The organism is Methylocaldum marinum, from assembly GCF_003584645.1.
Taxonomy (GTDB): domain Bacteria; phylum Pseudomonadota; class Gammaproteobacteria; order Methylococcales; family Methylococcaceae; genus Methylocaldum; species Methylocaldum marinum.
On the sequence record NZ_AP017928.1, the window covers coordinates 4219497 to 4231770 of the forward strand.

At 61.6% G+C, this 12274-nt stretch carries 10 protein-coding genes; 8 read left to right on the forward strand and 2 right to left on the reverse strand.

Annotated elements, in window-relative coordinates; translation table 11 throughout:
• Nucleotides 1-170 precede the first annotated feature (170 nt).
• Nucleotides 171-707: a PepSY domain-containing protein gene (locus tag sS8_RS18865; protein WP_119631117.1), complete on the forward strand. Its 537-nt coding sequence runs from the start codon at nucleotides 171-173 to the stop codon at nucleotides 705-707.
• Between the two features lie 324 nt (nucleotides 708-1031).
• Here sS8_RS18865 and sS8_RS18870 read toward each other — a convergent pair whose 3' ends face one another.
• Nucleotides 1032-1826: a hypothetical protein gene (locus sS8_RS18870; protein ID WP_119631118.1), complete on the reverse strand. Its 795-nt coding sequence runs from the start codon at nucleotides 1824-1826 to the stop codon at nucleotides 1032-1034.
• A gap of 567 nt (nucleotides 1827-2393) precedes the next feature.
• Here sS8_RS18870 and sS8_RS18875 point away from each other — a divergent pair.
• A complete protein-coding gene (locus sS8_RS18875; protein WP_119631119.1) occupies nucleotides 2394-3758 on the forward strand; it encodes an alkaline phosphatase family protein in 1365 nt (454 codons plus the stop codon).
• A 12-nt stretch (nucleotides 3759-3770) separates the two neighbouring features.
• Here the strand turns inward: sS8_RS18875 and sS8_RS18880 are convergent, their stop codons facing one another.
• A complete protein-coding gene (locus sS8_RS18880) occupies nucleotides 3771-5264 on the reverse strand; it encodes a P-loop NTPase (protein WP_119631120.1) in 1494 nt (497 codons plus the stop codon).
• 79 nt (nucleotides 5265-5343) lie between these two features.
• On the opposite strand from sS8_RS18880, the gene sS8_RS28265 reads away from it, so the two are divergent.
• The 6 genes from sS8_RS28265 to sS8_RS18905 all read left to right on the forward strand — a co-directional run bounded on the left by sS8_RS28265 (nucleotide 5344) and on the right by sS8_RS18905 (nucleotide 12267).
• The gene (locus tag sS8_RS28265; protein ID WP_170161164.1) at nucleotides 5344-5514 is read left to right on the forward strand and encodes a hypothetical protein; all 171 of its coding nucleotides are present in this window, start codon (nucleotides 5344-5346) and stop codon (nucleotides 5512-5514) included.
• 105 nt (nucleotides 5515-5619) lie between these two features.
• On the forward strand, nucleotides 5620-6285 hold the full coding sequence (locus tag sS8_RS18885; protein WP_119631121.1) for a DUF2959 domain-containing protein: 666 nt from the start codon (nucleotides 5620-5622) through the stop codon (nucleotides 6283-6285).
• An 89-nt stretch (nucleotides 6286-6374) separates the two neighbouring features.
• Nucleotides 6375-7172, forward strand: a complete 798-nt coding sequence (locus sS8_RS18890) for a hypothetical protein (protein ID WP_145986609.1) — start codon at nucleotides 6375-6377, stop codon at nucleotides 7170-7172.
• Nucleotides 7169-10375, forward strand: a complete 3207-nt coding sequence (locus sS8_RS18895) for a DUF6493 family protein (protein ID WP_119631123.1) — start codon at nucleotides 7169-7171, stop codon at nucleotides 10373-10375. Before sS8_RS18890 ends, sS8_RS18895 begins: the two co-directional genes overlap by 4 nt.
• Nucleotides 10376-10645: 270 nt before the next feature.
• Nucleotides 10646-11434 (forward strand): hypothetical protein, encoded by a 789-nt coding sequence (locus sS8_RS18900; RefSeq protein WP_145986610.1) that lies wholly within the window; start codon nucleotides 10646-10648, stop codon nucleotides 11432-11434.
• A 344-nt stretch (nucleotides 11435-11778) separates the two neighbouring features.
• Entirely contained in the window at nucleotides 11779-12267 is a 489-nt protein-coding gene (locus tag sS8_RS18905) for a GNAT family N-acetyltransferase (RefSeq protein ID WP_119631125.1), read from the forward strand.
• Nucleotides 12268-12274: the final 7 nt, after the last annotated feature.

Consider the following 12274-nt stretch of genomic DNA (forward strand, 5'->3'; position numbering starts at 1 on the left):
CCGCGGGATAGAGACGATTTCACCCGCTCGTGCGGCGGCTCGTGATTGTTAATGAATAAGATGGCTCTTATACTCGAATTCGGAATCCGACTTGAAGAACAAATGCGGACTGCCGAATCAAATTCTTAAGGGATTCCGATGTTACCGCCAAAACTAACGGAGGCGAAGCTATGAAAGCGCGAGTCGCAATAACGACATGTGCCGCACTATTTTTGTCCTTGGGAGCTACCGCGGCATTCGCCGAAAAATTCAAAATGCCGCCGACCAAGGTCAGCATGGAAAAATGCATGGAAGCTGCGCTGGCCAAGAAGGACGGCGAGGTCGTCAAGCTCGAATTCAAGATGGAGCGGGGCACGCCCACCTACGAATTCGAGATCGCCGGGAAAGACGGCAAGAATTGGGAATACGAATGCGACGCCAACACGGGAGAAATTACCGAGGAAGAGCAGGAGGTCGATAGCCCCGACGATCCGCTGTTCAAGGCCAAGATGAAGATCAGCGAGGAGGAAGCCAGGAAGATCGCCCTCGAAAAGCATCCCGGCGAGATCGTCGAGACCGAGTACGAGATCGAATCCAACGGCGACGCGTCCTATGAATTCGATATCAAGACCGCGGATGGCAAGGAAGTCAAGCTGGAAGTCGACGCCACGACCGGCAAGATCGTCGAGGACGACCAAGAAGAGATTTACCAGATCGGGCGAGAGTGAGATTTGTCCGATCCGACTCATCTTAGAGCGTTTTCTTCGCTGATGTACGCTCGAAGGGTTTGCGCCAGGGCAGGCGCGAATCCAAAGTGACCCAAAGAAAGGGCACCCGGATGGCGCGCTGATCCTGCGCGTCGCCGGCTTGTGCCGGGGGCGACAGAAGGCACTTCCGCGTGCCTCTGTCGCCGCACGCGATCCCTCGCGTGCCCCTTCGGGCGGTTCCGACTCAAGCCGGCGATGCTCGGGCGCGCCATACGGGACGATTCAGCAATGCGGTACATCTGATTAATGCTCTAACGGACTCTTTCGAGCCCGTTTTTTTTGCGCTCAATACAGGGAAAGAGTGAATCGATCTCGCAGCAAAACCGGTTGCGGCGTGGTTTGCCGGCACCCGAACAGATCGCGCTCGGCGGGACGAAGCGCCCGCAAGCGCAGCGATTCGCTCAAGGGCGGATAGGCCATGGACGCGGACCTATCCCAGGCCGGCCACTGCGAGAACAGTTCGCGCCAAACCGCCGGTTGCCGGCGGCGCAGTATATGAATCGGGTCGAAGCCGTACCAAGCCGCCGCCGGTTCGATCAGGCGGACGCCGTATGTCTTCGCGAGCCGTTGTAATTCCTCATGGACGCGGAGTGCCCGCTCGCGCAGCACCGGCCACGCGATCCGGTGCGCCGGAAAGAAAGCCCTGCGCAGCAGTTCGAATTTCCAGGGCGGCAGCCTCTCGATGCTTGCCATCGGCAGCGACATCAGAACGATCTCGCTGCCTTGCTCGGCCAGCCGATCGAGGCAGGTGTCGACCCAGGCGAGCAGGTTCGGTACGGTGACGCCGTAAACCAGATCGTTGCCGATATCGGTTACGGCGGCGAGCGGCGGAAGACAGTTCGGACCGTGCTGCGAGAGAGCCCGCCATAGTCCGCACTGAACGATGCCGGGAAGCGTTCGTCCCGGCACCCGGCTCCGGAGCCCGTAAGATCGGCCGTGCCCGAGAGCCGCCAGCACCGTCAGAGGCTCTCGCAGCCCCTCGCGCAGGCCGTTCACGACTAGGGGGAAGGCCTGGGCGAGATTGCTCGCTCCGATGAGGATGACGGGGCGGACGAGTTCCTGATCGATTGGGGTAGTCATGGGTTGAGTCGTGTAGTTCCAAATCGCCTTCAATCAGGAATTTCTTTTCGTAGGGTGGGTTAGGCGCACATCAGCACTGACCGATGTCCCATCACGGCGCTTCGCGTGCGCCGTAACCCACTGAGCGACCTCGAACCGGCGGGTTACGCGGAGCCTGTCGAAGGACCTGTCCTGAGCGCCGTCGAAGGGCCAAACAGCCATCGATGGGTTTCGCTTCGCTCCACCTGTCCTACGATGAATGTTCACTCGAATGCCGAAAAGACATCAAAGAAAGCGCATCCGTGTGGCAGGCTAATTCTGTGCGCCACCGCCTGAAATCGAGGGCGACAAAAGGCACATCCTATGCTTCGTCGGCGTGTGGCATCGTGCGGCGCCTCTGCGGGCTGAGCGGCTTCAGGCGGCGATGCCCGGGCGCGCCTTGCGGGCATGCAAATGATGCGAAAATGCTGTCGTTCAGGCACCGCGGTCATGATTCGGTGGTTACGCGACGGCAACAATCCAGCGATTACAATAACCGGGTCCCAATACGACGACGCCAGCGCCTCCAAATCGTTTTAAACCTCCACGATGAAGAAAAACTCCTGTCTGACGATTCTCCTAATTGTTCTGATCCTGTCCCCGCCCTCGGCGGTTTCTGCCCGGTCCGGCCGGAATTCGGGGCTGGACCGGATTCGCCACATCGTCGTGATCTACCTGGAAAACCACAGCTTCGACAATCTCTACGGACTATTCGCGGGAGCCGACGGATTGGCGAACGCGCCAGAGGAGACGATGCGGCAGACGGATCGTGAAGGCCGGGTCTACACCGCCTTACCCAGAACCCTAAACACCGCGAAAAAGCCACCGGTTCCCGATGACCGTTTTCCGTCCGACCTGCCGAACCGGCCGTTCGAGATCAGCCAATACGTTCCGATCGACCGGAAAATTGGCGATCCGCTGCACCGGTTTTACCAGCACCAGGCCCAGATCAACGGTGGGCGCATGGACCGTTTCGTGGCGGAGTCGAATGCTGGCGGCTTGACCATGGGTTATTACGACGGGCGCAAGCTTCCGCTGTGGGAGTACGCGAAAAAATACACCTTGGCAGACCGTTTCTTTCAGGCGGCATTCGGCGGATCGCTGCTGAATCATTTCTGGCTGATCTGCGCCTGCACGCCGCGCCACGACCATCCGCCGCCGGAATTGACCGCGGTCCTGAACGAAAAAGGCGAGTTAATCAAGGATGGCGTGTACACGCCCGACGGCTACGCGGTCAACACCATCCAGACGATGCAGGTGCCCCACGACCCGAAAATCACCGATCCGCGCCGGCTTCTGCCTCCGCAGACCTTTCCGACGATCGGCGACCGCCTCTCGGAGAAAAATATTTCATGGGCGTGGTACTCCGGCGGCTGGAACGACGCGATTGCGGGGCACGCCGATAAAAGTTTTCAGTACCATCACCAGCCATTCGCCTATTTTGCTCGTTATGCCGAGGGGACGCGCGAAAGAGCGGAGCACCTAAAGGATGAAGCGGATTTCTTGGAGGCTATCGAAAAAGGCACCCTGCCGGCGGTTTCCTTCTATAAACCCATCGGTGCCTATAGCGAACATCCGGGGTACGCCGATCTCATGGCGGGAGAAAACCGGGCCTTCGAAGTGATCCGCAAGATCGAGCGAAGCCGGCTGTGGCGGAATGCCGTAATATTCGTTAGCTACGACGAATACGGCGGATTCTGGGATCATGTCCCGCCGCCGCCGGGCGACCGCTGGGGACCGGGTAGCCGTGTGCCGGCGATCATCATCTCCCCGTTCGCCAAGCGTGGGTATGTCGATCGTACCGTCTACGACAGCACCTCCATCCTGAGATTGATTGAAACCCGCTTCGGTCTGAAACCGCTGGGCGAACGGGACGCCAAAGCCAACGACTTGTTGAACGCGCTGGATTTGTAAATTGGCCGGACCCTATCGGCTCTGCAGCAGTTCGTCCAGACGCTTTGTGGAGTTCCGAACCGTCCGCAAGGCCAGCATCAGCCCCTCGGCTGTCGCCTGCAGCGTCGCTTCCCGCTCGGCCAAGGTATTGATTTCGGCTCTAAGTTCTTTGAACAGCCGGTTCTTGTCGTCCTGGTAAGGTTTGCCGAAACGATGCCGGAACCACTCGGCGGCTTTCTCCTGGAGATGCCTGAAGTCATCCTCGGCGAAATCCGCCTCGGAAATCCAGCGTTCCAGTTCGGCCATCGGGTCGATCAGTCTCCGCTGGAACCGCAGCTGATAGCCGGATCTCAGGCGCTCCAGGAGTTCGCGGCTCTTTTCGTCCGACTCGCAAACGTCCGGCGGCAGGTGAACGATCGCGTCGTCGGCGTTCTCGGCGGGCGCTTCGCCGCGGCTTTGGTATATGGCTTCCAGCGTACGGCAGATCTCATTGATATCGTTTTCGGAGAATTCCTTCGCCTCGAGTTCGCGCCGCAGCATTCGAATCGTATCGAATGGAGAAGTGCTAACCCGGTCCGTATCGACTGCGATTCCGGATGTCACGGTTTCTTCCGCGGGCGCGGGGGGGCGTGCGTCGGATTCGGCCGAAGCCGGACCGCTCTCGGTGTTCGGCGGGTGCTCCGGTTCTTCGGCCGTGTCCATTGGCGGCGGTTCGGGCATCTGCCCTGTCAGGTCGAATTCCGAACCGCCCCAGTAGCGGCTGAAGTTCGAGGTTTCTCCTATGGCAGGCAATTGTTCCCGAACCACTTCGGCGATATGCTTGACCGCCCAGCGCGCCGGCGAACTCGGGTAGGCCGGCGAAACCGCGGACAGCGAGTTCGCGCCGTTCAATAGCGCTTCGTCGAGCGGCACGTAGCCAAGATAATCGACGTTCAGGTCCAGGTAGTTCTTGATCGCATTCTGAAACCGGTCGAACACTTCCAGGCTTACCGCGCGGTCCTTGGCCATGTTGACCAACACGTGAAAATCGATCCCGGTCTCGCGGTTTTTCAGGATCCGGATCAGCGTAAACGCATCGGTCAGCGACGCGGGATCCGGCGTGATTACCAGAATTGCCGTGCCGGCCGCCAGCAGAACGTCCGGAACGCCTTTCTCCGTGGCGACCGCCGTGTCGATCAGGAGATAGTCATACCGGCAATCCAGTTCGGCGAGGCCGAGGATAAGGCGGCGGCGTTGCTCCGCGTCGAGACCGGCGCATTCCGCGATGCACGATGCGGCAGGAACGATGTGCAGATTCTCGCGGAAGCGCAGTATGACCTCGTCCAGACGCTTTTGTCCCTTCAAGTAGTCGGCAAACGTGACCTCGGGACGCATGCCCGATGGCGCGTCGATGTCGGCGATTCCGTCAGCGGCATCGAGCAGGCAGATTTTTTCCGCGTGGTCGGATAGAGCCAGGGCCAAGCTCGCGGACAGAATGCTTTTTCCGACGCCGATCTTGCCGCTGGTAATCGCGATGACACGAGCCATGAATGAGGATCCTCGTTGGGTTTTCCGAATCGCCTAGTGTATCCGGGGAGAGACTTAGTGTGATGCTTTCGGCACAGTTTTGGAAAACTCGTTTGGTCGAGCCGCAATTCGCGCCGGGATCGGATTTGCTTACCCGGTCGACGCGCGCGGCCGTATCGTTTCGCCGGACATGCACAACCCGGCCGGTATCGAGGAGGACCTCTATGCGGCGCTGCACGACTTCGACCCGCACGGAACCGACCGGGAATGACGGCGGTACACCGAGTAGTACGATCCGTGCCTCGCCTGTTCACGCGATTTTCTCGATCTGAATGTAGTACGATCTTGGGCCTCTGCGTTTCGAGAGGCGATTTCAATGACCGATCATTTACAGTTTGTCGCGCGGCTGAGACTTCTGCCGCTCCTGCTCTTAACCTTGGCGGCATGCTCCTCGGCTTATTACAAGGCGGTGGAATCACTGGGTTTCCACAAGCGCGACATTCTCGTGCACCGCGTCGAAAAGGCCCGCGACAGCCAGGAAGAGGCCAAGACACAGTTCAAGAACGCGCTGGATCGGTTTACCGCGCTCACCGGATTCAAGGGCGGTAGCCTGGAGGAGAAATACCGGGAACTCGATGCCCAGTACGAGAGCAGCAAGGCCCGGGCGGACGAGGTACGGAAACGGATAGACGACATCGAGGATGTTTCCGAAGCCTTGTTCGCCGAGTGGGAAAATGAACTCTCCCAATACCAGAATGCTTCGCTCAAGCGCAGCAGCCAGCAAAAGCTGAGGGCGACGCGCCAGCGCTACGATCAGCTCATCGCCGCGATGAAGCGCGCCGAATCCAAGATGGAGCCGGTGTTGCTGACCTTCCGCGATCAGGTCCTGTTCCTGAAGCACAACCTCAATGCCCAGGCCATCGCCTCGCTCAGGGGCGAACTCGACAGTCTCCAGACCGATATCTCGGCCCTGATCAAATCCATGGAGGCGTCGATCCGGGAGGCGGACGAATTCATCAAATCGGTCGGCGGACCGGATTGACCGGGCTTTTCGACTCGCGCTAAAAGCGCCTCGGACATGCGCCGTTCACAGCGATCGAGTCTCGATGCGCGGCCGCTGTTCGAGACCGGTTGGAGACGTGTGACCCAAATGCAGCCATGACCTCCGTCGCTCACCAAAATGTTTACCTGGGACCCTCCGCGCTCGGACGCCTGCGGGACGACGAATCCGTGGCTATCGCGGTGGGCCGGGATGGGGTCGAGCTCGAACGGGCCGGGGAGACCCTGGTCGAGAAGCGGGTGCGCCTGCCGGTGCGCTGGGTCAAGGGATTCAGCGACGTGCAGGTGTATCAGCCCGGCCTCAGGCTCTTCTGCGAGTGCAGCGGCGCCGAGGCGCGCCGCTTTCTGCGTTCGGTGCCCCGAAACCCGGCCGCCGGCGCTTATCTCGCAAGGAGCGGAAACACGCTGCGTCTCTCGCAGCTGGCCGTTGGCGGCGGCATGCGCGTGGGCGGTCTGCATCGGCTCCGGGTTCTCGACCCGCTGCTGGGACGCATCGCGGGGCTGCGCATCTGGGGATATGCGGATGCCGGCGTCAGTGCCTGGGACCTGAACTTCGGCGACGCCCGCCTGTTCCTGCTGCTGAGCCCCGAGGTGCAACGGGGGTTCTCCGGCGAGGGCCAGGCCTTGCAGATCCTCGCCGGCGGCGGTTGGGAAGGCGCGCTGGCGCGGGTCCGGGCGGAACTGCGCTGGCAGGCCGAACTCGATCCCGCACGCCTGGCCGGCAACACGGGACTCGGCGAGCCGCAGGTCGCGGCGGTGCTGACGGCCTTGGGTGCCCGCGGCCTCGCCGGTTTCGACGTGACCACGCAGCGCTATTTCCACCGCGAACTGCCGTTCGACCTGGAGCGGATCGAATCTTTCCGGCGATGAATAAATCCGCAGCCGATGCGACGCTGGCGTCGATCGCGAAGCGGGTGCGGCGCCTGGATTCGAATGGCATAGCGGAGGCCCTGGCGCCTCTGGACGAGGCCGAGAGGCGGACGCTGGGACCGGGCGTATATCGGCTTTATCAGGGGCTTGCCCGTGGCGAAGGTATCGTGACCGGCAGTCAGGGCATGCTCGATAAAGCGCTGACGCCGCTTCGGCCCAGGCCGTCGAGCCAAACCTCGTTTCAGCAGCTTTGTACGGCGGCGATTGCCGTGCTGGGATGCTGCACGCTCGGCGAGGCCGGACGCATCCGCTTTTACGATCACTGGCGGCATGCCGAGGCCATCGTGCGGGTGCTGAAGGACCGCAAGCCGAAATGGGCGAATGCCTGGCTGGATCATTGCCTCGCGGCGCGCGATGTTCCGCTGCTGGGCTGGGACATCGTGCGAACGCTGGTTCGGGAAGGCGTCTGTGCGCCGCCCGAATCCCCGGGCTATGTTGGATTGATGGCTCAGTCCCTGGGCCGTTGGCGAGGGCCGCGCGATGCGCGCTACGTTCCGATCAGCGTGCAACTGCGGGCGAATCCCGATCTCCTGGAAAGCGCGGTGTGGCGCTTGTTCGAGGTTGACACCCCGGCCTTCGCTTTCGACTGGCGCGCCAAGGATAAGGATCGTCCGGACACTTTCGAAACTTGGCCGCAGGCGCTCCTGAATCTGGCCCGCGACGGTTTGCTCGCGCGCGAGCGCTTGCTCGACGCGAGCCTGGATGCGCTTTGGCTCAACGAGAACGGAACCGTGTTGGGCAATCTGTGCCGGTTCCATGCGGATTTGGCGCCGAGTCCGTCCGAAATGGCGGAGCGCTGGGAGAAATACGCGGATTTGCTGCGGCACCGGTCCGGCCATGTGGTGGGTGTTGCCTTGGCGCGCCTCCCCGTTCTGCTCGAAGCCGAGGCATCGAGCTATGCCGTGCTCGTGCCACGGCTCGCCGCGGTGTTCGACGCGCGTGCCAAGGGTGCTCCGTTGTCCGCACTCAAGATCCTGAAGCGCGGGCTGGAACTCGACGAGTCCCTGGCCGACGCGGCTTTGCCGGTGTTGTCGGCGGCCTTGCTGCATCCCGCAGCAGAGGTTCAGTCGACTGCCCTGACGCTGCTGTCGCGCTGTGCTCCGGGGCGGGAAGAGGAGGTCGCGAGCGTGCTCGCGACCTCGTGGGAGGAACTCTCGCCTTCCGTACGGGCACGGACCGGCGTGCTTTTTCCCGGCTTTCCCGGTGCGCGCGAAGCGGACCATGCCTCGGGCGCCGACGCTCCGCCGGCCTTGCCGGAAGATGGCCGGGAAAGCGCCGGTGCGATGGGCTGGGGAGGCGATCTTCAAGAACTGCCGCCTCCGTTGCCGTTCTCGATACTCGACGTATCGCAGCTCGCGACGGCGACGCCGGTCGCTCTCATCGACGATCTCGAGACGCTGATCCAGCAGGCCGCTCACCTGGTGGAGACGGCGGATGACGGCTTGGCCGTGGAACGGCTCATGGACGGGATCAGTCGCCTGTGCGATCAGCGTCCGGCGGATTTCGAAGCGCGTACCGCAGCGCTCGCCCGGCGCATCGGGAAGGCCGGGAACAGCGAAGTGACGCACGGTATCATCGGGTGGCTCGCGCCGAGCGGCTTGTTGAATCTGTTGCATGCCTGGCTGCATCGGTCGCGGCGGGTGAACGTCATACCCGGCTGGGGCCGGTATCGGGGGCCCGTGCGTTTATTCCAGGATCGATTGAACGAGCTCAGCGGCCGGGTCGCCCGCGGCCTTGCCGCGCCGCTTCTTTCCGCTCCGACCCACGCAGGCGGTTGGATCGCCGCGCCCGTCCTCGTGCAGCGTCTGCGCGAGCTACAGGAGCGCAAACTGCCCATCCCGACCTTCGATTTTCAACAAGCGCTGTTTCGGCTCGCACCCGACCAGAGGATAACGGCACTGGAGCAGGCGTCTATGCTCGATGGCGAGGCGGGACGAGTGCTGCGCTTTGCCCTGGGTTCGGAGCAGGGGCCGACGAAGCGCGACCGGCGTGCTGCGCCCTTGTGGGTCGCCGCGGCACGTGCACGCTGGCCCGACGTTGACCTGTCGCTGCCGTTGGCGCCTCTCAAGCTTCCGCGCGACTGGCCCGACCTGGTCACGCCCGCGCGCTATACCTGGAGGAGCGAATCGAGGACGCGCAAGGTTTGGCGCGAAACTCGATGCCATCCGCATATCGCGCTGGAAGTGACGCCGCGCTATCCGCGCCACGTGCGGCCGCGCGAGCACAGCTGGGACGACTATCTGCGCGGGTTCGGACGCGGACGTAAATTGCTCGACCAAATTCTGGCCTTGCCGAGGATAGCATTCCGAGTCGCTCAGGCCGTCCGGGATGCCGCGCGCTGCGGCCAATCGTCCGGCGCCTACGCCTTTCCCACCGTGGTCGCCCATGAGCCCGTTCAGCGGGGTTGGTGGCTGTACGGCTACCACGCAAATTGGGTTATCGAAATCCTGGGATGGTCCATGCCCCTGGCGACCGATGCTTTCTTCGCCGGGGCCGTACCCTTGTTGATCGCGCGCCTGGACATGGACGGATCGTCCTCGGAGCCCAATGCCCCGTTCCTCCTGCCGCTGATCATGGGTGGCCGGCCCTGGAGCGAAATGGGCATGCTCGTTCTCTGCCTGGGACTCGTGGCGAAAGATGCTGCCTTGCGCGGCATGGCCGTCGATGTGCTTATCACCGGAATCGAGGATGGCAGGGCAGGTCCGGAATCCCTGGCGTCCGTGCTGGCGCGCATCGCGGAGGGTCAGTGGCTGAAGCGCAACCGCCTGGCCAAGGCGCTGGCCGAGGTTTCACGCGTCTCCGCGTTGCATGCGTTGACCGCAGCTCGGCTCATCGAGCAGATGCTGTGCGCGTGCGGGAGCGTTTCTACGGACGATCTGCCGCTGTTGGAATTGCTGCACGAGCTGCTGATCGATCTGGCGGGACCGGTACACGAGAAGCTGTGTGTTCTGCTCGAATCCGTGGCGGGCAACAAGAGCAAGACCGCACGAATCGCGCGTCAGCTTTGCGACATCCCGCCCGGCGAAGCTTCCGAGCGCTACCGCGAAGCGCTGCGGGCAGCGGTTGCGGCGCGAACGCGCCGTGATGGGGCATCGGTCAGTGTTGACGTGCGCCTAACCCACCCTACGAAAATTGATTCCTGATTGAAAGCGACTTGGAATTACCCTCTGGCTCTTCTCTCCCGGAGGCCCGGACAGTTCAAGCCGCTTTCCTTGAAACGGAAGTCTCTCCTTGCGCTCGCCGTCCGCCGCGCCATGGGTCCCCGCTCCCGGTTTTTGCCGGAGAGTTCCTTGTATTAGTACCAATCCGTAACTAAGCTTTTCCCCGCTTGCACGCACTGGAAGTGCGAAGTCTCGCGTCATTTGGGGGAGTCCGTTTGTCGTTGGTTGAACCAAACCAAGGGGGGATTAGTCGTGCGATTTTCAAACGGAGAGACTATTTTGGGGACGGTCCGGCGGTTCGGGCGCTTTTCTCGCAGCGCCCCGCCGGCGTTGTTCCTGGCCGTCGCAGCCACCGACGGGAAAGCCGTAGACCTGGACGGCGCCTACCGTCACGCGGTGGCGGATGCCGCGTTTGCCGAAAAGTCGGAAATCACCAAGACTCTCGTTTCCATCACGCGGGACAACCAGAATCTGGTTTGGAGCGTGGACGGCAGCAAGATTCTGGTGGCCACTTGGAAAGCACGGCCCGCTTACGAGCAATTTTTCAAGCCTTACGACAAAACGTCCGAGAATCCGGAATACGCTGTCTGGGTGACTGCCGTCCCGCAGGTCAAGCGCCTGTGCGCCGATTTGCTCGCCGCCGATTCAGGAATTTCCAAAGAACAAGTCGATTTGCGTCTGAAGCAGTATCTGGGGCTCAACCCCGAATGGCAATACGACGTTTTCGTCGAGATGTGGGTGGACCCCGAAGATCTGTTCCGTCCCTGTGTCGATCCTCAAATCGACGACACGACCTGCAACCACCAGTTCGGTACAGAGACGCCGAAAGTGAAGAATATTGTCGATTATCGAAATTTTTATACGGATCTCTACTATAAGAGCTTCCGGGGCAGCGCCGGAGTGCCCTGGACCGGGTTGGGTTACACCTACGACTGGGGCAACTCCGAGAGCGAAATAGGCGCGAGCGAGTATATCCTGGCACCGGAATCGCCTTATCAGATCAGGCAAGCCGTTCCGACGATGACCTATTGCCGCGGATGAGACTGCGCCGGGCGAGGAGGCGGTTGAGTCGACTCGTCCGGGGTGACTGATGGGCGGATCCGGCTGCGCCGTGATCGGTTTATTTCAGATCGCTTTCAATCAGGAATTCATTTTCGTAGGGTGGGTTAGGCGCACGTCAACACTAACCGATGACCCATCACTGCGCTTCGTGTGCGCCGTAACCCACCGGGCGGCCTCGGATCGGTAGGTTACGCGGGGCCAAGGGCCCTTCCTGAGCCTGTCGAAGGGCTAACCCGGCATCGATGGGCTTTGCTTTACTCTACCCATCAATTACTGTTTACTCGAATGCCGAACGGAATTACTCGTTGGGTAAGGGAAAGCACATGAACGCATCCGTTTTCTGCCGAGAAGCCTTGGAACAGGATCTTCCCGAAGTTCTCCGGTTGTACGCCCAGCCTGATCTCGATAATGGACAGGTGCTTGACCTATCCGCGGCCGAAAGTCTTTTCCAGCGCCTCGCGCGTTATCCCGACTACAAGATTTATGTCGCGTGCCGTGAAGAACGGATCGTCGGCACCTTCGCCCTGCTGATCATGGACAATCTTGCCCATATGGGTGCGCCTTCTGCGGTCATCGAAGATGTCGCCGTCGATCCCGAGTGGCAAGGGCGCGGCGTGGGCAGGCAAATGATGTGGTTCGTTCTGGACCTGTGCCGCGAGAAGGGCTGTTACAAGGCGATGCTGTCCTCGAACCTCAAGCGGGAGCGGTCTCACGCGTTCTACGAGTCGCTGGGCTTCGAACGTCATGGTTACAGTTATCGCATAAGCCCCCAGCCGGGCCCTCCGCCCGGGGCTGCAAATCGAAACGACTGAGCATGTG

Bases quoted from the DNA above. Each gene is read 5' to 3' on its own strand.
- sS8_RS18865 (WP_119631117.1), top strand. From the start codon at position 171: ATGAAAGCGCGAGTCGCAATAACGACATGTGCCGCACTATTTTTGTCC.
- sS8_RS18870 (WP_119631118.1), bottom strand. From the start codon at position 1,826: ATGACTACCCCAATCGATCAGGAACTCGTCCGCCCCGTCATCCTCATC.
- sS8_RS18875 (WP_119631119.1), top strand. From the start codon at position 2,394: ATGAAGAAAAACTCCTGTCTGACGATTCTCCTAATTGTTCTGATCCTG.
- sS8_RS18880 (WP_119631120.1), bottom strand. From the start codon at position 5,264: ATGGCTCGTGTCATCGCGATTACCAGCGGCAAGATCGGCGTCGGAAAA.
- sS8_RS18885 (WP_119631121.1), top strand. From the start codon at position 5,620: ATGACCGATCATTTACAGTTTGTCGCGCGGCTGAGACTTCTGCCGCTC.
- sS8_RS18895 (WP_119631123.1), top strand. From the start codon at position 7,169: ATGAATAAATCCGCAGCCGATGCGACGCTGGCGTCGATCGCGAAGCGG.
- sS8_RS18905 (WP_119631125.1), top strand. From the start codon at position 11,779: ATGAACGCATCCGTTTTCTGCCGAGAAGCCTTGGAACAGGATCTTCCC.